Here is a 22,060-nt window from a genome sequence, read left to right on the forward strand (position 1 = left end):
CAGCGGGTGAGGCAGCGGCGGCGGCCCGTTGGGGCACCGCCGCCGCCCGCCGGTGGGCCGGGACGTCAACCGGTCAGTTGCAGATAGGGACCGAACTCGCGTTCCAGGCACAGCCGGCCGAGCTTCTGGTACTCCCTCGCGACCGCCTTCACCAGGTCCGGCATGGTGACGGGGCGGCGGCCGGCGGCCGCCAGGTACGCGGCCGTCACCGCCGCCGATCGGATGTGCCCGCCCGCCAGGTCGAAGGAGGCCGCCAGGAAGTCCAGGTCGACGCCCTCGTCGCGGGGGAGCCGGTCTCCGAGGCAGCGGTCCCACAACCGGCGGCGGTCGGGTTCGCCCGGCAGTGGGAAGTCCGCGACCACGTCGAGCCTGCGGGTGAAGGCGTCGTCGAGGTTGGCGCGGAGGTTCGTCGCCAGGATCGCCAGCCCGTCGAAGGTCTCCATGCGCTGCAACAGGTACGCGCTCTCCACATTGGCGTAACGGTCGCGGGCGTCGCGCACCTCCGAGCGCTTCCCGAAGATCGCGTCCGCCTCGTCGAAGAGCAGCACGCCGTTGACGCCGACCGCCTCGGTGAAGATGCGTTCCAGGTTCTTCTCGGTCTCACCGATGTACTTGTCCACCACCGTCGCGAGGTTCACCGTGTACAGGTCCATGCCGAGCTGGTGCGCGATCACCTCGGCCGACATCGTCTTGCCCGTGCCGGAGTCGCCCGCGAACAGGGCCGTGACGCCTCGTCCCCGGCCCGCGCCGGGCCGCATCCGCCACCGGTCGAGGACCTGGTCCCGGTACCGGGCGCGGTCGGCGAGTTCCCGCAGTGACTCCATCACCGGCTCGGGGAGTACGAGGTCGTCCCAGCCGACCGACGGGGTCACGCGGCGGGCCAACCGTTCCAGGCTCGCGGAGTTCTGCGAGCGCGCCCCGTCGCGCAGGTCCGCGCCCGTGACGTCCCCACCTCTGGCGCGCGCGGTGAGCACCGCCGCCCGCGCCGCGCGCCGGATCTGCGGACCCGAGAGCTGGAAGTGCGCGCACACCGCGACCGGATCCACCCGGCCGGCGTCCCCGCCGAGGGCGTCACGCCACACCGCCGCGCGGCGGGCCGGCGACATGGCGGAGGCGGCGGCCCGCAGTACCGGCCGGTCGCTCCACGACGGGTCCCACTCGCGGCGGCCGGAGAGGATCACCGCCACACCGGGGTGCCGCCACGTCCGCACCCACGTCGCCACCGGCGCGGTGTCGACCGGACCCGCCACCAGGACCGCGTCGCGCAACACCGCCTCCCGGAGCACCGCCACGACCTCGTCGGGGGCCGTGACCAGGCCCGCGACGTCGACCCGCAGCACCCGCCGGCCGAGCCGCGCGGCGGTGGCCTCGCCGACGTCCACTCCCGCACCGGGTTGCCGCTCGGTCAGGTAGGCGAGTCCGGCGCCTTCGGCCACGGCGGCCGCCACCCGTACCGACTCCTCGTCGTCGGGAGTCGCGACGCCGACGACCTCCACGGCCGGCAGCGACGGCGGGGGCGTGTCGTCGCCCAGCAGGTGCGCCACCACCCGGTCGGGCACCCTGAGCAGGCGGGACAGTTCCGGCCGGTCGAGGTCGGTCACCTCCACGAGTCCCGCCGTCACCAGCGGCGCCGACCCGTGAAGCCGAGAACGGGCGGTCATGTCGGCCTCGGGGAGACCGCACAGCCGCAGCGCGAGTCCGACCGAGACGCGCCGACGGGTGACGTCGTCGTTGAGGTAGCCGTAGAACTGTTCGAAACGTCCGTCCACATCGGGTGCCAGAGCCAGTAGCAACAGCTCGGCGTCCAGATCGGACAGGCGCGCGGTGCGCACCAGGGCGTCGAATCGCTCACCGGAGGGCTCGGGCGCGGCCGGCGCAGCCCACGGACTGCGGCGGTGCGCCAGCAACGCCTCCACCGTCTCGTCGGACAGGTAGAGCCCCCGGAACGGGTCGTCCGGGGCCGGATCGGTGCCGCGACGCTCCGCGACCGCCACCCGGATCCGTCGCTCGACCCCGGCCAGTCGCCGCAGCAGCGCGGGGACACCCGCGTCGCCGCCGTTCACCGGTGCGTCCGCCGTCTCACCATGGCGACCCGCGGCGGTGCGCCGTCCCGCGCCGCGTCCGGCGGCACCAGGTGGCCCACCGGTTCGTCGTCGCCCACCGTGATGCGCATGCCCTCGGTCGCCGGAGGTCCGGCGGCGACCCGGCGCGCGGCGTCCAGCGGCGACGACACCACCACGTCCAGGGAGGGTTTCAGCTCCCCGCCGAGCGCGGTCCAGACGTCGGCGAACGACCTGTCCTGCGGCGGCGGCAACGCCACACTCAACGGCACCGGTAGCCCCAGGGCCGCAAGCGATCCGGTGAGCATGGCGGGTGGCAGCGCCTCGTGCCGGATGATGCCGGTCAACAGGTTCGACAGCAGCCGGTGCTCGTCCTCGGGGCGCTGCGTCCACGCCGTCAACAGGTACGACAGCTTCACGTGGCGGGGCGGCGCGTACCTGGCGGTGACGGCGCCCTCGGCGTCGTAGGCGTTGACCAGGCCGCGTTGCCGCCGTTGCATGTCCTCGCGGATGTCGTACAGGTACAGGTTCACCGTCGGGGCGTTGCGGCGCGCCGCCCAGTCCTTCGTGGGCGCCTCGAAGGAGACCTCGACGGCCGGTTCGCCCAACGCCTCGTCGCGCACCAGGCGCCGCAGCGCCTCGTCGACCTCGTGGATCATCAGATCAGCCCGTTCCGCAGCGCGTAGGCCACCGCGTGCGCCCGGTTGCGCAGTTGCAGGCGAGAGGTCACGTCGTGGAGGACGTTCTTGATCGTCCGTTCCGAGTAGGCGAGTTTGCGGGCGATCTCGGCGGTGTCGAAGCCCTCCGCGACCAGTTTGAGGACCTCCACCTCACGGTCGGCGAGACCGGAGAACCCCAGGCCGCGCGGGGCCAGCACCTGACGCTGCAACCTGCCGATCTGGCTCAGCAGCCGCCCCAACAGGTCCGGTGGTACGGTCCCCTCCCCGTTGGCGGCGGCGGAGATGACCGACACCAGCCGATCGGCGGTCGCCTCACCGCGACGCACCACACCAGACACACCGACCTCCATGATGGTCGCCAGGTCGGAGTCGTCGATCCTGCCCGCGACCATCACCAGGTGCGGTATCCCGCCGCAGCGGAGGGCGCGCAACGCCTGGACCGCCATGGCGTCGACGGTGTCGCTGACCACCAGGGCCACCGCCGCCTGGTCGCGGGCGTCGGGTTCCAGCACCAGCACCTCGGGGCGGGGCCGGAGCTGGCTCGCCAGTCCGGCGTGACAGATCGGGTCGTGGGCGTGCAGGTACACCGGAATGCGGTTCATCTCGTCTCCCCAGGGCGGCCGTGTGGCGGGTCGGGCGGCGCCGCCCCACCGGCGGCGTGGGCGGCGAAACCGGGCCCCCCGTTGCCTTCACGGTCGAGGTGGACCGGTCCGCCGCCAGCATCGCGGTCGAGAACATCCCGGCAGTCAACGCCGAGTCAACCCGCAGTCAACGGGACGGTCCGTCACACTCCGAACGGCCGGTCTCACCGGCCGCTCATCCTCCGTTCGGACGCGATCCCGGAGGCGAACGGTTCAGACCTCTCGGATCTCTTTACCGTCCGGCTCGGAACGCTCAGGCGGCGACCGGCGGCGTCGCCGGGCTTCCCGCGCACCACACCGGTACGCACAAGACCCTTGTCGTTCATCCACCCGATACGCCCTCCCGGATGAGACGCCGATGATTCGGGAGCTCTCAATCCCGGCCGAGGACCGGTGGCTCCTGGTTTCCGGGCTGTACGAGGTATCCGGTGGTGACCGGTCCGAACAGGTCGCCGCTCACCGGTGCGGCCGTGAGCGTCCGGGTCCCGAGCCGGTCCCGGTAGAAGACCAGCAGCGGCAGCCGGAACGTCCCGTCGGCGCCGACCGTCACCGTGGAGGCCGCCGCCGGTATGCCCCGGTCCCAGGTCAACCGCACCTCCACGCCCGGTGGGAAGTCGGTCCCCGTCGCCGTGGTGACCCTTCCGGGCGGCCCGACGGCGGGGTTGACCCGCAGCACCGGCTGCTTCACCGTGACCACCGCGGTGGCGGTGTCGGCGATCGACAACGGGCCGGCCGGACCGGTGGAGGGGTCGTCGGCCGGCACCGGGGAGGATGGATCGGTGGAGGGGGTGTCGGTCGGCACCGGGGCGGGTGGATCGGTGGCCACCGTCGCGGTGGCGGTCTCGCGGTAGGCGTGCGACGTGGCCAGGGTGAGACGCACGACCGTCTGCCCGCCGCCGGGGATGTCGGCGAGCACGCACCCGGTGGGTTCCAGGCAGTCGCCGGGTTCGGTGACCGCGCCGGCCCGCAACGCCTCCGGCAGTGTCAAGGTCAGGACGACACCAGACGCGACCCGTGCGGAACCGTTGCGCACCACCACGTCGAGCACCACGTCCGGACCGCCCACATAGGCGGTCGTCGTCTCGGGGGCGATCGCCACCGCGACGTCGGTGGTGTCGTGGACCTCGATCGCGGCGACGGCGGTGTTGTCCTCGACGTCGGTGTCGGTGGTGAACGACCACACCTCCGCCGTGATCTTCCCGGCGCCCGGTGCGACGGCCGTGACGTCGACCTCCAGGATCCACTCGGCCCCCGGCGGCAGCGGTTCGCCCTGGCACTCGGTCCCCTCCGGAGTGCAACCGCCGGTCGGTGTCTTGACCTCGGTTATCGCGACCTGTTCCCCGACCGACAGGTCGAGCATCGGCACCGCCGTCACCACCCCCTCGTTGACCACGGTGACCAGCACCGTGGCGGACTCCCCGAACGCCAGTTCGGGTGGCGCGGTGACGGTCACTGCGAGGTCGGCGAACGGCTGCCAGGTCGGCTCGACCGCCAGGCCCGACGACACCAGCCGGGCCCGGGACACCTCGCCGGGCGGTGGATTCGGGTACACCCAGATCCCCGACGCGTCGGCGGCGTCGGACAGTCCGTGGAACGCGACGGCGGTGCCGTCGGGCGACCAGGCGGGCCGGCCCACGTCGTTCCAGGTCCCCGCCAGCGGCACCGGTGTCGACTCCGAGGTGTCGAGTGTCAGCAGCCGCAGCGACTCGCCGTCGCGGGCGTACAGCAACGCGTTCGGGTCCACGGGGGACCATGCGGGGGCACGGTCGTCCACCGGGAAGCACATTTCCCCGTTGCACTCGTTGAAGCTGAGCTGCGTCACCGGTTCGTCGCCGGTGAAGGGGAACCCGAAGTCGACGGCGTAGACGTGGCTCGACTCGGGGTCGGCCAGTGGCGCGAACCCGATGACGATCTCCTGCACCCGCGCCAACTCGCGCACGAAGGCGATGCGGGTCCCGTCGGGTGAGAACGTCGGCTCCGTGTCGTACGTGTAGTAGTCGGTCTCGTCCACGGTCTGGGGGAACGGCCCGTAACCGGTGTACTCGCCGGACTCCAGATCGACGACCATGATGGACGACACGTCCGCCCACCGGTCGGGTTCCACGGTGATCCGTTCTTGGAAGCTGACCGCCACGTACCGGCCGTCCGGGGAGAACACCGGGTCCCGGTAATGCTGGTTGTATCCGGGTGCGGGCAGCGGAAGGTCCGCGACCACACCGGGATCGGAGACGTCGGCGACGCTCACCGTCGTCGACGTCCCGGTCCGTCGCGTGTACGCCAGCCGGGTCCCGTCGGGCGAGAACGCCGGCCGGCCGAGGGCCGCCTCCGGTTCGTCCCGGAACAACGCGTCCCCGGTGCCGTCGGTGCGGATGGTCCGTATGTCGGCGGCACCCCCGGCGACGGCGTAGCCCAGCAGCCCCGGAGCCGCGACCAGCGGCACCGGGTCGGCGTGTGTGGGGATGCTCGACACCAGCAGCGTCGACACCATGACCAGCACCGCCGCCACTGCGGTGGCGGAGTAGAGCCGTCGTGGCACAGCACGTCCTTTCCCCGGTGGGCACTACGCTCGACTGTCACCCCGCCGCCGGCCCATCACCAGCGAACCCGGGAATCCGGCGGGGCATCAACCGGTGCCTGAAAGGCTTCCCGCGCTCCCCGTGTCCTTTCCGCCGCCGGCCTTAACTTCGGTGCCATGACCCATGCCATGCTCGGACGGCCCCTCGTCCACGCCGTACCGGGGGAGACGGCCGACACCACGTTGTCGCTGCGCAACACGACCGACGTCGTGGACACCTACCGGCTCTCCGTCGTGGGAGCGGCGGCCGGCTGGACGACGGTGGAACCCGCCGAGGTCTCGCTCTACCCCGGCGCGGAAGCCGAAATCCTGGTCACCTTCGGCCCGCCCCGTTCCTCGGAGGTGCCCGCGGGTGAACACGGCTACGCCGTCCGCGTCATGCCGCAGGAACGCCCCGACTCCGCGGTCGCCGTCGAGGGCCGCGTCGACGTCGCACCGTTCACGCGGACCACGGCCGACGTGGTGCCACGCACCTCGCACGCGGTGCGCACCGGTCGCCACGAGATCGCCGTCGACAACCGGGGGAACGTGCCGGTGGAGGTCGAGGTCTCCGGAAGCGACCCCGACGACCGCCTGGACTGCGACGCCAGGCCCGACACCCACGTGATCCCGCCCGGCCAGGCCGTCTTCACCCGCCTCCACGTGCGGGCGCGGAAACGACTGTGGCGGGGCCGGCCGGTCACCCACCCGTTCACGGCCGTCGTGACGGCACCCGATCCGGTGGGCGGGGAACCCGACCGGATACCCCTCGACGGTGCGCTCGTGCAGCGGCCGTTGATCCCCCGGAACGCGCCGCGCTGGCTGGCCGCGTTGCTGGCGCTCGCGGTGGCCCTGGTCGCCGTGTGGTTCCTCCTCCTGAAACCCGCCGTGGAGACCGCCGCCACCGAGGCCGTCGAGTCACCCATGCAGGAGTTGGCCGAGGAGATGGAGGCCGTGGGGGACAAGGCCGACGACGCCAAGACCGCCGCCGAGGAGGCGGAGGCCGCCGTCGAGGGCACCGAGGGTGAGGAGGAGCCCGCCGCCCCCGAGACGGTGGAGACCCCCGTGACGGTCAGGCTGGAGACCACCGTCCCCGACAACGGCACCGGCACCGCCACGCACACCGTCCCCGCCGAGACCGTCCTCGCCGTCACCGACCTGTTCCTGGAGAACCCGCAGGGCGACGCCGGGAAGTTGGAGGTACTGATCGGCGGGAAGGTGTGGCGGACCTTCGCCCTCGCCAACTTCCGTGACCTCGACTTCCACCACGTGACGCCGATCGAGGTGCCCGCGGGGCAGCCGGTCCAACTCCGGGTGACCTGTGAGACGCCCGGAGACCGGCTCGCGGGCGTCCCCGCCGACCGGTGCTTCACCGCCATCGCGCTCAGCGGCGTCAACCGGACCCGGACGGACGAGGAATGAGACGAGAGGCCGCCATGCTGTGTGAACGCTGCGGAACCCGGGCGAACGCCGACGAGCAGTTCTGCGGGGACTGCGGTGAGTACCTCGACTGGGACGCCGCCCGCGCCGATGAGCCGGCGCCCCCCGAACCGTCGGAGCCACCCGCCGCCGAGGAGGCCGCGGATCCGGAGCAGCCGGGACCGGTCGCGGTGCAGCCGGCTCCGGTGAAACCCGGGGAGGCGGTGAACCGTCCGACGTCGCCGGCGCCGGCCGCGTCGCGTCCGGAGGAGACCGGCGCCTCGTGCCGTTCCTGCGGAACCGGCAACGCCACGCATCGGCGGTACTGCCGTCGCTGCGGCACGGAACTGACGGCCCCCGCCGAACCCGAACGCACCACCTGGTGGGGGCGGCTGCTGGCCTGGTGGCGTGCCCGGCGGACCCACCCGGCGGGGCACCGCCGCAGGTTGACCCCCCGGCGGTGGGGCCGCGTGGTGGTCGTGACGTTGCTGATCGCCGCCGTCGTCGGCGTCATCGCGGCGTTCCCCGGCCGCCCGGTGGTCGACTGGGCGGTGAACTCGGTCATGGACCGGTTCTCCGACCGGGCGCCCGTCGTCCCCGTCGAGGTGACCGCGTCCAGTGTGGTCGGTGGCTTCGGGGCGGACGACGCCTTCGACGGCGTGTCCAACGAGTACTGGGCGCCGGATCCGGCGTCGGACGGCGTCGGGGAGTGGATCGAGGCACGGTTCGCCGAGCCGGTGCGGCTGGTCGACGTGTTGGTGTCGTCGGGGGCGTCCCGGGTGCAGGAGGACTTCCTCGGCCAGGCCCGGCCGGCCGGCCTGGAGATCACCTTCACCGACGTCGAGGGCGAGACCACGGTGGCGGAGGTGTCGTTGCAGGATTCCGCCGAGCCCCAGAAGTTCGGCTTCGGCGTGTCCGACGTGGTGTCGGTGCGGTTCACCATCACGTCGATGTACGGCCATGAACCTGGCAGGCACGTCGCGGTGGGTGAGGTGGAGTTCTTCACGCGAGCGTAGCGAGGGTGAAGCGGAGGTGTGGCACGCGAGCGTAGCGAGGGTGAAGCGGAGGTGTGGCACGCGAGCATGGCGGGCGTGAAGCGGAGGTGTGGCACGCGAGCATGGCGGGCGTGAAGCGGCCCTCGCCGCGTCTCCGGTCGCACCGGAACTCCGAGCCGGCGGGGGCGATGCGCGATTCGTTCGGGAATTCGAATGGGCGACTCGCCCGGTTTTGCATTCGCCCTATTCGGGGGCTAGATTGAACAGTTCGCGTCAGCGCGAACATGGAGCGCTGCGCCATTACCGCGAGTATGGGATAACGGTGAGAGAATGCCGTTCCCGGTTCATTCTAGCAGATGGGAAATCGATTGTCGCACCGGCCCGCCGACGCGCTGCATCCGGACCTGCCCGCCGAGCAGCGGTACGTGTCCATGTTGTACTCACGGCTCGACGACCTGCGGGAACGCCTGTCCGCGCGGCGTGACACCGCGCGAATGGAGGAGGACGAGACCCCGGGAAGGCTGACTCACCGGGACAATCTCACCGCCCTCTACAATCGGCGGCTCCGGCAACTCGACGCCGTGGAGAACGGATTGTGTTTCGGGCGGTTGGACACCGCCGACACACACCGGTACATAGGCCGTATCGGAATCTTCGACACCGCGCGGGAACCGCTGTTGATCGATTGGCGAGCCGACGCGGCCCGCCCGTTCTACACCGCCACGGCCGCCAGGCCCGGCGACGTGACGCGGCGCCGCCACATCCGCACCACCGGCCGCCGCGTCACCGAACTCACCGACGAGGTCCTCGACCTGGCCGCACCCCAGGACGGCCGCCGCACGATCGCGGGAGAGGCGGCCCTGCTGGCGGCACTGGAATCCGAACGCACCGGCCGGATGCGGGACATCGTCGAGACGATCCAGGGCGAGCAGGACGAGATCATCCGTGACGGGCTCGACGGCGTCCTCATCGTCGAGGGTGGCCCCGGCACCGGCAAGACGGCGGTCGCGCTGCACCGGGCCGCCTACCTGCTGTACGAACACCGCGCCCGGCTCGCGAGCCGCGGTGTCCTGCTCATCGGCCCCAACCAGACCTTCCTCGACTACATCTCCGAGGTGCTGCCGGGCCTCGCCGAGACCGACGTCCTGTTGCGGACGGTCGGGACGCTCTACCCGGGTGTGACCGCCGACCGGGCGGAGAACCCCGAGGCGGTGGCGGTCAAGGGGGACGTCCGGATGATCGAGGTGATGGCGGCGGCCGTCGCCGACCGACAGCGGCTCCCGGTGGAACCGGTGGAGATGGACACCGAGTACGGCACGCTGTCCCTGGACCGGGAGACGTGCGCGGTGGCGAGGGACAAGGCCCGTGCCACCGGACGGCGGCACAACGCGGCCCGCCCGGTCTTCGCGAAGGCGCTCGTCGCCGCGCTCGCCGAACAGGTCGCCGAGCGGATCGGCACCGACCCGCTCGGCGGCGACAACCTCCTGGACGCCGCCGACGTCGACGAGATCGCCGCGGAACTGGCCGGGGAGTCCGACGTGCAGGCGGTGCTGGACTGGCTGTGGCCCGTGCTGACGCCGCAGCAGTTGCTGGCGGGACTGCTCGGCGGCGAGGAGCGGTTGAGGACCGCGGCGCCCCACCTGTCAGCGGCGCAACGGGAGTCGCTGCGTCGTGAGCCCCACAGTGGATGGACCGTCGCGGACGTCCCGTTGCTGGACGAGGCCGCCGAACTGCTCGGCCTGCCCGACGACCGGGAACGGCGGGACGCCGATCGCAGGCGCGCCGAGGAACGCGCCGCGTACGCGCAGGGCGTCCTGGACATCGCCATGGGCTCCCGTTCCATCGACATGGAGGACGAGGACGACCCGGAGATCCTGATGGCCACCGACCTGTTGGACGCCGCGCTGCTCGGTGAGCGGCACACCGACACCGGACATCTCACGACGGCCGAACGTGCCGCCGCCGACCGCACCTGGACCTTCGGGCACATCGTGGTCGACGAGGCGCAGGAGTTGTCCGCGATGGCCTGGCGCATGCTGATGCGCCGCAGCGTCGCCCGCTCGATGACGATCGTCGGCGACCTGGCGCAGTCGGGTTCACCCGCCGGGACCACCTCGTGGCGGAAGGTGCTGGAACCATACGCGGAGGGACGGATCCGGCACCGGCGGCTGACCGTCGGCTACCGCACGCCCGCCGAGATCATGGCCGAGGCGGCGGTGGTGCTGGCCGAGATCGACCCGGCGTTGCGCGCGCCCGAGGCCGTGCGGTCCACCGGGGTGCCGCCGTGGCGCCGGACGGTGGACGCCGACCGGTTGCCCGCCGAGGTCGCCGGCCTTGCGACGGAGGAGGCCGCGCGAGCCGGCCGGGGCTCGGTGGGGGTGATCGCGTCGAGGCGTTTCACGCCGGGGGTCGCCGAGGCGGTGGCGGCGGCCGGCGACGCCGACCGGGTCACCGTCACCGCGGTGGACGGCGCCAAGGGCCTTGAGTTCGACGCCGTGGTGGTCGTCGACCCGGCGGGCATCGTGGCGGAGTCGGTGCGGGGTCGCAACGACCTGTACGTGGCACTCACCCGGGCGACCCAGCGGTTGGGCGTCGTCGACGTCGTCTTACCCGCCGAAGCGCGGACCGGTCACCGGGGCGGGAACGGGTCGCCGGTGACCGGTGGCCGACCGGTCGACAACCGCAGTAACGCGAAACCGCCGGGCGGCACCCGGTAGTCGCCCTCGGCGGTCTTGCCGGTCACCAGGTCGGTGCCGTATCCGCCGACCTCGGTCGGCTTGTCGCCGTGGTTGATCACGATCCGGTAGGTGTCGTCCTCGGTCTCCCGCACGATCGTCTCGATGTCCGGGTCCGCTACGGACGGGAGGATCCCCGTCTCCGCCAACAGGTCGGTGAAGTCGCCGTCGTCGAGCTGAGTGGACACGTACCACGCCCTGCCCGAACCGTACAGATGGCGGGTGATGGCGGGACGGCGGTCGAGCACCCCGCCGCGGTAGCCGCACAGCACCTCGGCGCCGTCGGTGTGGAGGTGCTCGGCCCACACCCGGCCGGTCGCGCCGTTCGACAGCCGTACCGCCTCACCCGGGGGCAGCGGATGGGGTTCCTCGCTGTGGACGCCGAGGACGGCGTGCAGCGCGCCGGGCCATCGACCGGACCGGATGTTGCCGTCGGGGTCGGCGACCCCGCTGAGGTACGTGACGACCGCGTCGCCGCCCTCGGACACCCAGCCGGTCAGGTTGTCGGCGGCGGCGTCGTCGGTCAGGTACAGCTGTGGCACGACGATCAGGCGGTATCCCGACCAGTCGGCGTCGGGGCGGACGAAGTCGGCGAGGACGTCGTGCCGCCACAACACCCGGTGGACCTGCCGCACCGCCTCCAGGTAGTCGAGGTGCGGGGTGGGCGCGCCGGGACCGGACAGGGCCCACATCGACGGCTCGTCCCACACGATGCCCACCGGCGCCCGGACCCCGGCGCCGTCCAGTTCCGCGAGACCCGGCAGCATCTCGCCGAGTCGGCACACCTCGCGGAACACCCGGGTGTCGCTGCCGGCGTGGGGGAGCATCGCCGAACGCCAGGCGGTGGCTCCGCCGCGAGGCGCCCGCCACTGCGCGAACATGACGCCGCGGGACCCGCGGGCGATGTGGGCCATGCTGTGTCGTTCCAGCCGTCCGGGTTCGATGTTGCGTGGTCCCCGCGGTGTGTGGAACAGCCCGGTCGACTGCTCCTTGAGTAGCCACGGCCCGCCGCCCGCCCACGAGCGGGCGAGGTCGGCGACGAAGGCGGTCTGTTCCTCGGCGCCGCGATCGTAGCGGTCGGGGAAGCTCGCCACCGTGACGACGTCGACCTCGGCGGACCATCTCCAGTGATCGGCCGGGACGGTCGTGCCGAGTTCGAAGGTGGTCGTGACGGGGACGTCGGGGCTGTACTGGCGCAGGATGGTCCGCTGTTCGGCGAAGTGGGCCAGCATCTCGTCGGACTGGAATCGCCGGAAGTCCAGCAGTTGCGCGGGGTTGGGCGTGTCGGTGGTCGCCTGCGGCGGCCGGACCTGCGGCCAGTCCGAGTAGTGCTGGCCCCACACGGAGGTGGACCAGGCGGCGTTCAGTCCGTCGAGGTCGCCGTGCCGTTCCCGCAACCACTCCTGGAAGGTGCGGGCGACGTGGGGGCAGTGGCAGACCGTCCGATATCCGTTGTGGACTGTCCACATGGTCAGTGCGGGGTGGTGCCGGTAGCGCGCCGCCAGTTCCCGGGTCAGTCGTGCCGACACCGTGCGGAACGCGGGCGCGGCGACGCAGTGCGCGTCGCGGCTGGCGTGGCCGTACCGGATCCCGTCGGGCCCCACCGGAAGCGCGTCGGGGTGCCGCATGCCGAACCAGGGCGGCGGGGAACCGGTGGGGATCGCCAAGATGACGTGGACCCCGTTGTCCACCAGCAGATCGAGCACCGTGTCGAGCCAGCCGAAGTCGTACTCGGCCTCGGCCGGTTCCAGGCGTGACCACGCCGACCCGCCGACGGTGACGAGGTTGACACCCGCCTGCCGCATGAGCGACATGTCCTCGTGCCACACGTGTTCGGGCCACTGTTCCGGGTGATAGTCGCCCCCGAAGCACAACCCGGCCACCCCGCGTGGCCACCGTGCCGCTGACTGGTTCACCGCACGAATGCTAATCGGGGGGCCGGGTGTGCCGCAATGGTGAGATCGGCTATTCGGCGTTCCGCCGGGCGGCGAGCCAGGACGCCAGCAGTCGTGTCACCTCGGCCTTGGCGGTGGTGTGGTCGATGCCGAGGTCCACCAGTGCCCGGGCGCCCGGATTGTCCGGTGCGGAGAGTGTCGCCAGCAGCAGGTGCTCGGTACCGACGTAGTTGTGCCCCATGCCGAGGGCTTCACGCAGGGTGCGGGTGGAGACGATGTCCAACGCCTCGGGGGACAGCGGCAGTACCTCGGAGGTGGGTTCGCCGTCCGGGGGCAGCGTCTCGCGGACCGCCCGCACCGCCTGTTCCAGGGTCACGTCTCCGGCGGTCACCACCCTGGTGGCCAACGCGTCGGCGTCGGCGAGGACGCCCAGCAGCAGGTGCGAGGGTTCCACGGCGGTGTGTCCCGCGTTCGCGGCGGACCGCTGCGCGGTTTCGAGTGCCGTGCGGGTGCGGTCGGTGAACCTGGTGAACATTGCCGGGTCGAGGGTCTCGGGCCGGTTGGCGACGAAACGTTTCTGGACCGCCTGCTTGGAGACGCCCATGTGTTGACCGATCTGGGTCCAGGAGGCTCCGGAGCGGCGTGCCCGGTCGACGAAGTGGCCGATGAGGTGGTCGGCCTGTTCGCCGAGCCGGTCGGCCAGCAGTACGGCGTCTGACAGGTGTTGGAGGGCGTCGCCGTCGGGTTGGCCCCCGGTCACGTGGTGGATGAGGTCGTCGAGTTTGACGGGAAGTGGTTCGCTCATGCGTCAACCATAGGTTGACGGCGCCGATTCGTCAATCGTCGGTTGACGATGAGTCGTCGGGCCGCCCCTTGATCCGGAAGTGCGGCCGCGCGCCACCCAACCGGATCCGGGGGCGCTGCGACGCCCCCAGCGCCTCACCCACCGCCGCCCGCACCGCGTCCGCCAGGCCGTGCGCGCCACGCCAACCCGCCGGACCCGCCCCCGGATCGGTGCGCAACTGCCGCATCAGCGACCAGCACAACAACAGCATGACCACGACGAACGGCAACGCCACCAGGATCGTGGCCTGCTGCAACGCCTCCAGGCCGCCCGCCACCAGCAGCACCGCCGCCACCGCGCCGATCAGCACACCCCAGACCACGACGAGCCACCGCCGAGGCTGCAACGCGCCCCCCGACGACAACGAACCCAGCACCAGCGACGCCGAGTCGGCACCGGTGACGAAGTACAGGGCGACCAGGACTATGCACACCACCGACGTCACCACATAGGCGGGCAGCGAATCGAGCAACCCGAACAGGGCCGCCTCCTCACCCTGTTCGAGGGTCGCGACCAGATCCGCCCGGCCCGTGGACTGAGTGCGGATCGCCGCTCCGCCCATGACCGCGAACCACACGGCACTGGCGCCACTGGGGACCAGTAGGACACCCACCACGAACTGACGGATGGTGCGGCCCCGGGAGATCCGCGCGATGAACGTGCCGACGAACGGCGCCCACGACAGCCACCACGCCCAGTAGAAGATCGTCCACGTCCCCAGCCAGTCCCCGTCCGAGAACGCCCCCGTCCGCGACGACATCCCGATCAGGTTGTTCAGATACCCGCCGACGCTGGCCGGCAACACGTCCAGGATGTACACGGTCGGGCCGAGCAGGAACACGAACACCATGATGAGGACGGCGAGCACCACGTTCGCGGTGCTGAGCCACTTGATCCCGCGGTGGACGCCGGACACCGCCGACACCACGAAGGCCGCCGTCAACGCGCCGATCAGCACCAACTCCAGTTGCCGGCTGTCCGGAACCCCGGCCACCAGATTCAACCCGGCGCCCATCTGCAACGCGCCCAGGCCCAGGCTGGTCGCCGAGCCGAAGACGGTCGCGAACACCGCCAGCAGGTCGATCGCCCGCGCCAACGCGCCGTTGGCGTGCCGTTCGCCCAGCAACGGCACGAACGCCGCCGACATCCGGTTGCCGAGCCGTTTCCGGAACGTCGCGTACGCCAGGGCCAGACCTACCACGGCGTAGATCGCCCACGGGTGAAGGGTCCAGTGGAAGAGGGTGTACTCCATGGCCGCCTCCGCGACCGCGCCCCGCTGCTCCGGGGACACCCCCGGCGGCGGCTCGGCGAAGTGCGTCAACGGTTCGGCGACACCGTAGAACATCAGCCCGATGCCCATTCCCGCCGAGAACATCATCGCCGTCCACGCCAGTGTGGAGAACTCCGGTCGTTCGTCGTCCTCGCCCAACCGGATGGCGCCGTACCGGCCGACGGCCATCACGACCGCCAGGACGAGGAACAGGTCGGCCGAGACGACGAACAGCCAACTGAAGTTCGCGATCACCCAGTCGAGGGCGGCACCGGCGGCGGTGTTCAACGAATCGGGAGACACGACGCCCCAGCCCACCACGGCCAGGATCAGTACCACCGACAGGCCGAAGATCACCTTGTCCGGAGACGGTGCGTCCTCGGGGGGACGCGCCGCCGCGTCCGGTTCGGTCGTCTGCTCGCTCATCGTCCCCCGCCATCCGGCGCCCACGGCGGGCTGCCGTCGCGCCCACTATGTCCAATCGCGCGACGAACGGGCAAGCGACGCGCCGGGGCGCGGCGTGGAGGCGGGTTCGTGGATTCGGCGCCGTCCCGGGTTCAGGCGACGAACCCGGGACGGCGGAGGCCCGCCGCCGGGAGGAATTGGGAACGGGCCGCTTTCGGTCGGTAGCGAAGCCGTGTGGCTCCTGGCTGCTACCGGCCGTGGTCGGGGGGACGGGCGACGGCCGCCGTGCCGGTGGCACGACGGAACGGCCGCACCGTCGCGAACGGGACGAAGCCGTCGCCGTCGCAGTGATGGCAGTCGATCGTCTCGAGGGGGAGGGAGTCCGCCTCACCGTCGAGAGGGGTCTTCTTGTGCCCCCGGCACAGGGGACACTGCACGCTGATGCTCACCGCTCGACTGCCCGTCCGTCGCAGGTCGCCCCGCGATACGTGTCCAGGGCACGTCGCTGCATCGCGTCGTACCACTCGGCGGAGCAGTGCAGCCACGTCACACCCCACGACGCGGTCGGGGTACCGGTGATGCCGCTGATGGTGCACAACATGGACCGGTCTCCGGGACCTTCGGCGTACACCCGGATGGTGTTGGGGGCGGCCGAACTGGCCACCGAGTATGTGCCGGAGGAATCCGAGAACCGGCCGTACTCGATCTCACGCATAACCGGAATCGCCGCCTGGGTTGTCGATCGGTGGATGAGGGGGACGGAGGTCGTACCGCGGAACGGGACGTCGGGGCCGGTTGCGTCATCTGAAAATCCGCACGGCTGAAACCGTGGCAGGCGGCGACCCCGACACCTACGCTGGTGAGACCATCCATGGCAACTCCTATCGTCAGTGGATGGCAGGGCGGTCGGCCATTTGGGTGGCGGACCGCCCGTCGTCGTCATGTGGACTTCCGCTCCGTCCACGTCCCGACGTTATGTGGCGACTGGCACAATGTGAAGCCGATACGACGTTTCCGTTGCGGAAGTGCCGTGACGGAAGTCTTGTGGCGGAAGGCTTCATGTCATTCATGCAACCCACTGTGGCGCGACGGGCGCTGGGCGCCTCGTTGCGGAAACTTCGCGAGGCGGCCGGATTCACCCGTACCCAGGCGGCACAGGCGATCGGATACAGTCCACAGACGATCCAGCGGATCGAGGAGGGCACCCAGGCCACACGGGACCATCAGGTCGAACGGCTCGGCAGGCTCTACGGCGCGCCACCGGCCCTGATGAGCGAGATGTACCGGTACGCCCTCGACGGGAACCGGCGGGGTTGGTGGCAGGCCCACAAGGAGGGCATCCCCTCCGAGTTCCCGCTGTTCCTGGAGGCCGAGCACGACGCCGAACGCATCTGGGTGCTGGAGACCGAGTACGTCCCCGGACTGCTCCAGACCCCCGAGTACCTGATGGCCGTCCAGGCGGCGCAGCCGCCGTTGCCGGCCGGCAAGGCCGCGGCGGTGCGGGAACTGCGATCCCAACGTCAGGGACTCCTGTTCGGTCGTGAGGAGCTTCCCGAGATCCGTTTCGTCATCGGACGGTCCGCGCTGGACTATCTGGACGGTCTCCCGGACGTGCGGAAGGGGCAGGTGGAACGCCTCGTCGAGATGTCGAGGCATCCCGAGATCGACATCCGGGTAATCACGGGACTCCACGCGGCGATGGCCGGATCATTCAATATTCTGACCCCGAAGGGAATCCCACAACCGTTCGCCTACGTCGATTCCGTGGACGGGTGTCGCTATATCGAAGACCACGCCGTAGTGTCGCTATACGAGCGAACATTTCGTCATGTCCGCTCGTCCGCAATCACACTGGAGGAATACCTGAGATGAAGCCAGGGAAGTGGCGCAAGTCCAGTCGTAGTGGTGGTTCCGGTGGCAGCTGTGTCGAGGCTCGCCTCAATGCAGGGGGTCCGGAGGTCCGCGACAGCAAACTCGGTGACGATTCACCGATCCTGAGCCTCAACCGCTCAGACTTTCTCGCGTTGCTCGACAGCGTGAGGTAACGCCCCGATTGCGAAACCGGTCCGCACTGGACGGTGCGGACCGGTTTCCGTGAGCGGTCCGCCACTCGAAAGATCGCAGCCGCAAACGGAATCGTCGCGTTAGGTGGACGCCCGGTTTCGGATTGTGGAGGCAATAGCGTCATCGACGGCACAACGCGTCAACCCGGATACCGAACGTCATTTCCGGGAACCGCCACAAACGTCACTGTGGGGAATCACCGACGCACCGTGCGGCCGTGGACGGCCGAGATCAGTCGGCCGCCACGGCGCCGATGACCGCACGCGGATCGGCCGCACCGCCGCGCATCTCGTCGTCCGACACCTCGATCAGGTGGGCATGACCGAACTGGCTCCCGGTCCGTTCGAGCCGGTGACCCAGATCCGCCAGGCCGTCCCACGCCTGCGGCGCACCCGTCTCCAGACAGGTCGGATTCGCGGTGGGCATGGTCCAGGTGTCGAAGCCGTTCAGGTTGCCCAGCCGGAACCTCGGCGCGCCGATCGCCTCACCCGGGGTCTGGCCGTGCCGCAGCAACCGGGTCAACACCTGCAGCAGGATCTGCGGCTGCGTGTCGCCGCCCATCGTCCCCGCCACGGCCCGCAACGTGCCGTCGGGACGCGTGACGACCGCCGGCACCAGGGTGTGCGGCGGCCGCATTCCCGGCCGGTACTCGGCGGGGTGACCGGGAGACAGATGGAAACCGAGCCCCCGGTTGTGGAGACCGATCCCGGTCGACGGCTCGAAGATCCCCGAACCGAAACCGGCCGCGTTCGACTGGATGAGGGACACCCCCATACCGGAGCCGTCGACCGCGCACAGATACGTGGTGTCACCGGGATCCGCCGGTGCCGACACCGTCCCGGCCCTCCCCGGGTCCACCCGCGCGGCACGCGCACCCACCTCACCCTCGGTGAGCAGCCCCGACACGTCGGCGCCGTCGAACAACCGGTCCGGCCGGTCGTACCCGGCCTGCCGGCTCGCCTCGATCAACAGGTGCGCCCACGCCGGGTCCGCCGGGTCGTCGGGCAACTCCAGGCGCTCGGCTATCGCCATGCTCAGCAACAGCAGGTAACCCTGCGAGTTGGGCGGCGCCGTCCACACGTCGTGGCCGAACACCCGCACCGACAGCGGCGTCGTCCACTCGGCGTTGTCCCGCGCCAGATCCTCCGGCGTGAACAGTCCCGGTGCGATCCGCGACAGTCCCCGCCCGAAGTCACCCCCGTAGAAACCCGACCGCCCGTCCGAGGCCACCGCGCGCAGCGCCCGCGCCACCCCCGGGCGGCGCACCCGGGCACCCTGGTGACGCGCCGCCACCAGGTCCTCGGCGCCCACGACGCCCTCCAGGGCGACCGACGACTGCGCCAGCAGCGGTGAGGCGCCGAAACCGTCCTCGGCGTATCCGGCGGCGGGCGCCAACACCTCCTCCAACGGCAGCCTCCCGTACCGGGCGTGCAACGCCAGCCAGCCGTCCACGCAACCGGGCACCGTCACCGACGCGACGTCGCCCCGCAACGGCATGGTGGTGTGACCGGCGGCCCGCAGGGCGTCGGGATCGGCACCCGAACCGGCAGGCCCGGACGCGTTCAACGCCGCGAGCGGCCGCCCCGGCACGTGCACCAGCGCGAACAGGTCACCACCCATCCCACACATGTGCGGTGCCGTCACGGCCAGTACGGCGTTGGTCGCGACGGCCGCGTCCACGGCCGAACCGCCCCGCCGCAGCATCGCCAGCCCGGTCGACGACGCCAGTTGATCGACCGAACACACCATTCCCGAAGTGCCGTAATACGTCGCAGTCACGCCACAGACGTTAGTTGCCGTTGCCGGGAGTCGGCGTCCGTGAAGATCACGGTTGTAGAACGATGCGGAGGCGGTACGACCGCCCGTGTCCGGCCCGGCGCGAACCGTGTCCGATCCGTGGAACCGGGTCACGCTCCGGACGTTCTACCGTTACCGCATGACGCCGCCCCGCCTGATCGCGACCGACCTCGACGGCACCCTCATCCGCGACGACCACTCGCTGTCGGCCCGCACCGCCGACGCCCTGGAGGTGGTGCGCGCCGCCGGGATCGGGATCGTCGCCGTCACCGCCCGGCCGCCCCGGGTGTTCGAGGAGCTGTCCGCCCTGCCGCACCTGCTCGACGCCGCGATCTGCGTCAACGGCGCGATGGTCGTCGCGACCGGCACGGGCGGGGTGCTGCGCGCCTCGGCGATCCCGGTGCCCTCGGCGAGGAAGACGGCCGCCGAGCTGCGTGCCGCGATCCCCGACATCACCTTCGGTGTCGAGACCGGCCGGGAGGTGGTCGCCGAGGCCGTGTACCGCAGGGTAGACCGGGTCGCCGACCGGCGGGTCATCCTCCCCACCCTCGACGAGGTGTTCGCCCGGGCCGACCCGATCCTGAAGCTGCTGGCCCACTGTCCCGGCCGGCACGCCGACACCCTGTTGACGGTGGCGCGCGGCATCGACGCACCGGGTGTGGAGTTCAGCCACTCCGGTGGCCGCGGGCTGCTCGAGATCAGCGCGGCCGGAGTCACCAAGGCCGAGGCGCTCGCGTGGTACTGCCGCTCCATCGGCGTGTCCGCCGCCGACGTCGTCGCCTTCGGGGACATGCCCAACGACGTCCCCATGCTGGTCTGGGCGGGAACGTCCTACGCGATGGGCGGTGCCCATCCCGAGGCGGTCGCGGCGGCCACCGGCCGCACCACCGGCAACGAGGACCACGGCGTCGCCCGGGTCCTGGAGAGGCTGCTCGCCCCATGACCGACGTCGCGTGGATCCGGTGGTGGCATTCGCTGCCGGCCCCCGACCGGGAACACATCGACCGGCTGGTGACCGAGGGACGGATGATCCACGCGATCACGGCGATCCGTTACGCGACGTCGCCGAAGACACCGCTGTCCGAGGCCGTGGACCTGCTCGACTGGCGGTACCGGCGCCTGGACGTGCGGGCACCGGCCGGCGGAAGTCGAGAGCTCACCGTCCTGGAGAGGCCGATCCGCGACCACCCCGGACGGTTGACCGGCGTCGAGGCCGAATGGGACGCCGACACCACCGGTTGGTTCGTCACGCTCGTCGCCGTCATGGCCGACCCGGCGGACCGGCTGAGACTGACCGTGATCCGGGAGGGCGACGACCTGCGCCTCCTCGAATCCGAGGTCCCGCCGTGGCCGGAGCACGGCATCGCCGTCGATGTGGGGTCCCGGTTGGCGCACCGGTGGATCGTGCCGTTCCGGGCCCCACCACCGGGACCGTGAGGCCGCGGTTCAGTCCAGCTCCGCCAGCCAGTCCCGCAGCCGCCGCGACTCCGCCGCGGTCACATACGGATTCGCGAGCCGTTCCCGGATCGCCACCCGCAACACCGGTTCCGGGTCGTGGTCGGTGGCCGCCAGGAACCCCTCGATCAACGGTGCACGTGCCGCGTCGATCAACGCCGGGTCCACCTCCGGTGGAGCCGCCACCCGTAGCAGTACCACGGTGTCGGCGACGTCCAGGGCCGGGTCACCGGCGGTCGCGTTGCTCCAGTCGAACACGACCGGTCCGCGGTCGGTCAGCATGACGTTGCCCGGGTGGAGGTCCAGGTGCAGTACGGCCCCCTCGCCCAGCCACTCCGGAGCCGGAACCGCGTGCAGCCGGTTGTGCAACGCGGCCAGTGCCGCACCGTGACCGGCGGGGTCGCCGCCGGCCAGCATGGCCGCCATCATCGGTTCACCGGTCAACCGTTCCATGATCAGGTCCCCGTCGGAGACGCCGAAGACCTCCGGCACCGGATAACCCGCCTCGCGCAGGTACCGCATGATCCGCACCTCCGAATCCGGTACCGGCCGGTCACGGTACCGACGGAGCACCCGGGTCTCGTCCAGGGCATACACGTCGGCGTCGCGGCCGCGACCGAGAAGCGTTGTGCGGTCGTGGCCTGGAAGCGACGTGCGGTCGGGAAGCTCGGCGCCCGCGCGACCGGATTCTCCCGTGCCCTCGACGTGCGTCATCGCCGTGCCGTCCCGGTGGTGAGCCGCATGCGCATCGACGGGTCCGTGGTCCGGGTGAAGCCCAGCGCGGTGTACATCGGTTCGGCCTCCGCCGACGCCCGCAGGTCGAGCCGGTCCACGCCTCTCCCCGCGAACCAGTCCATGAGCGCCAGCATGCAGGCCCGCGCGTGGCCTCGGCGGCGGTACGGCACGTCGGTGCAGACGTTCGACACGTAGCCCACCAGCCCGGAAGGGTTGCCGGGAGCCGGAAGCCGCTGCTGGATCGTCCCGGTGGCGCAGGCGGCCAGGGCGGCGTCGCCGGCGTCGACGACGAACACCATGATCCGCGGTTCCGGCTCGGCCAGTTCTCTGCGCAGCATCCGTGCCGCCGCGTCCCGCCACTCCTGCTCGGCGATCCCGTCGGATCCCATCGAGTGGTGCATCAACGCCCGCAACCGGACGATCTCGCCGGCGTCGTCCGGCGACGCGGCACGTACCTGTGTCATGCCGAAGAGTCTACGGCCGCCGCCACGGCACCCCTCGTCCCTTGTGG

Annotated in this window: 19 protein-coding genes; 7 read left to right on the forward strand and 12 right to left on the reverse strand. The window is 71.2% G+C overall.

Annotated features, from left to right (window positions below; translation table 11 throughout):
- Positions 1–65: 65 nt before the first annotated feature.
- The 4 genes from LX16_RS23750 to LX16_RS23765 form a co-directional block, all read right to left on the reverse strand.
- Positions 66–2,063, reverse strand: coding sequence for an ATP-binding protein (locus LX16_RS23750; protein WP_147143701.1), 1,998 nt, complete (start codon positions 2,061–2,063; stop codon positions 66–68).
- A complete protein-coding gene (locus LX16_RS23755; RefSeq protein WP_147143706.1) occupies positions 2,060–2,719 on the reverse strand; it encodes a Pvc16 family protein in 660 nt (219 codons plus the stop codon). The genes LX16_RS23750 and LX16_RS23755 overlap by 4 nt, the downstream gene beginning before the upstream one ends.
- Entirely contained in the window at positions 2,719–3,342 is a 624-nt protein-coding gene (locus tag LX16_RS23760) for a helix-turn-helix transcriptional regulator (protein WP_147143709.1), read from the reverse strand. The genes LX16_RS23755 and LX16_RS23760 overlap by 1 nt, the downstream gene beginning before the upstream one ends.
- A 412-nt stretch (positions 3,343–3,754) precedes the next feature.
- Positions 3,755–5,917, reverse strand: a complete 2,163-nt coding sequence (locus LX16_RS23765; RefSeq protein ID WP_147143712.1) for a DUF11 domain-containing protein — start codon at positions 5,915–5,917, stop codon at positions 3,755–3,757.
- A gap of 156 nt (positions 5,918–6,073) precedes the next feature.
- Here LX16_RS23765 and LX16_RS23770 point away from each other — a divergent pair, with 156 nt between their 5' ends.
- The 3 genes from LX16_RS23770 (at position 6,074) to LX16_RS23780 (ending at position 11,066) form a co-directional block, all read left to right on the forward strand.
- Complete coding sequence (locus tag LX16_RS23770; RefSeq protein WP_147143715.1) at positions 6,074–7,357, forward strand: COG1470 family protein; 1,284 nt, start codon at positions 6,074–6,076, stop codon at positions 7,355–7,357.
- Positions 7,354–8,370: an NADase-type glycan-binding domain-containing protein gene (locus LX16_RS23775; RefSeq protein ID WP_147143718.1), complete on the forward strand. Its 1,017-nt coding sequence runs from the start codon at positions 7,354–7,356 to the stop codon at positions 8,368–8,370. The genes LX16_RS23770 and LX16_RS23775 overlap by 4 nt, the downstream gene beginning before the upstream one ends.
- 335 nt (positions 8,371–8,705) lie before the next feature.
- Positions 8,706–11,066, forward strand: coding sequence for a HelD family protein (locus tag LX16_RS23780; RefSeq protein WP_147143721.1), 2,361 nt, complete (start codon positions 8,706–8,708; stop codon positions 11,064–11,066).
- Here the strand turns inward: LX16_RS23780 and LX16_RS23785 are convergent.
- The 5 genes from LX16_RS23785 to LX16_RS23805 form a co-directional block, all read right to left on the reverse strand.
- Positions 10,979–13,000, reverse strand: coding sequence for a beta-galactosidase (locus LX16_RS23785; RefSeq protein ID WP_211354735.1), 2,022 nt, complete (start codon positions 12,998–13,000; stop codon positions 10,979–10,981). The two genes, LX16_RS23780 and LX16_RS23785, sit on opposite strands and share 88 nt — an antisense overlap.
- A gap of 49 nt (positions 13,001–13,049) precedes the next feature.
- Complete coding sequence (locus LX16_RS23790) at positions 13,050–13,784, reverse strand: Clp protease N-terminal domain-containing protein (protein WP_147143723.1); 735 nt, start codon at positions 13,782–13,784, stop codon at positions 13,050–13,052.
- Between the two features lie 31 nt (positions 13,785–13,815).
- On the reverse strand, positions 13,816–15,519 hold the full coding sequence (locus LX16_RS23795; RefSeq protein WP_147143726.1) for a BCCT family transporter: 1,704 nt from the start codon (positions 15,517–15,519) through the stop codon (positions 13,816–13,818).
- Positions 15,520–15,746: 227 nt separating this feature from the next.
- Positions 15,747–15,947 carry a hypothetical protein gene (locus tag LX16_RS23800; protein WP_147143729.1) on the reverse strand — a complete coding sequence of 67 codons (201 nt, stop codon included), beginning with the start codon at positions 15,945–15,947 and terminating at the stop codon, positions 15,747–15,749.
- Positions 15,944–16,213 carry a hypothetical protein gene (locus tag LX16_RS23805; protein WP_147143731.1) on the reverse strand — a complete coding sequence of 90 codons (270 nt, stop codon included), beginning with the start codon at positions 16,211–16,213 and terminating at the stop codon, positions 15,944–15,946. The genes LX16_RS23800 and LX16_RS23805 overlap by 4 nt, the downstream gene beginning before the upstream one ends.
- Before the next feature lie 344 nt (positions 16,214–16,557).
- Here LX16_RS23805 and LX16_RS23810 point away from each other — a divergent pair, with 344 nt between their 5' ends.
- A complete protein-coding gene (locus LX16_RS23810; protein WP_158645718.1) occupies positions 16,558–17,370 on the forward strand; it encodes a helix-turn-helix domain-containing protein in 813 nt (270 codons plus the stop codon).
- A complete protein-coding gene (locus tag LX16_RS23815) occupies positions 17,367–17,543 on the forward strand; it encodes a DUF397 domain-containing protein (RefSeq protein WP_147143738.1) in 177 nt (58 codons plus the stop codon). Before LX16_RS23810 ends, LX16_RS23815 begins: the two co-directional genes overlap by 4 nt.
- A 250-nt stretch (positions 17,544–17,793) precedes the next feature.
- Here the strand turns inward: LX16_RS23815 and LX16_RS23820 are convergent, their stop codons facing one another.
- Positions 17,794–19,341, reverse strand: a complete 1,548-nt coding sequence (locus tag LX16_RS23820) for a gamma-glutamyltransferase family protein (protein WP_211354736.1) — start codon at positions 19,339–19,341, stop codon at positions 17,794–17,796.
- Between the two features lie 157 nt (positions 19,342–19,498).
- On the opposite strand from LX16_RS23820, the gene LX16_RS23825 reads away from it, so the two are divergent.
- Both LX16_RS23825 and LX16_RS27295 read left to right on the forward strand, forming a co-directional pair.
- On the forward strand, positions 19,499–20,302 hold the full coding sequence (locus LX16_RS23825; protein WP_147143741.1) for an HAD family hydrolase: 804 nt from the start codon (positions 19,499–19,501) through the stop codon (positions 20,300–20,302).
- Complete coding sequence (locus LX16_RS27295; protein WP_211354737.1) at positions 20,299–20,796, forward strand: hypothetical protein; 498 nt, start codon at positions 20,299–20,301, stop codon at positions 20,794–20,796. Before LX16_RS23825 ends, LX16_RS27295 begins: the two co-directional genes overlap by 4 nt.
- A 9-nt stretch (positions 20,797–20,805) precedes the next feature.
- Here the strand turns inward: LX16_RS27295 and LX16_RS23830 are convergent, their stop codons facing one another.
- The gene (locus LX16_RS23830; RefSeq protein WP_211354738.1) at positions 20,806–21,528 is read right to left on the reverse strand and encodes a phosphotransferase; all 723 of its coding nucleotides are present in this window, start codon (positions 21,526–21,528) and stop codon (positions 20,806–20,808) included.
- Entirely contained in the window at positions 21,525–22,013 is a 489-nt protein-coding gene (locus LX16_RS23835) for a GNAT family N-acetyltransferase (RefSeq protein ID WP_147143744.1), read from the reverse strand. Before LX16_RS23835 ends, LX16_RS23830 begins: the two co-directional genes overlap by 4 nt.
- Positions 22,014–22,060 lie beyond the last annotated feature (47 nt).

Source organism: Stackebrandtia albiflava (assembly GCF_007994225.1).
Lineage (GTDB): Bacteria > Actinomycetota > Actinomycetes > Mycobacteriales > Micromonosporaceae > Stackebrandtia > Stackebrandtia albiflava.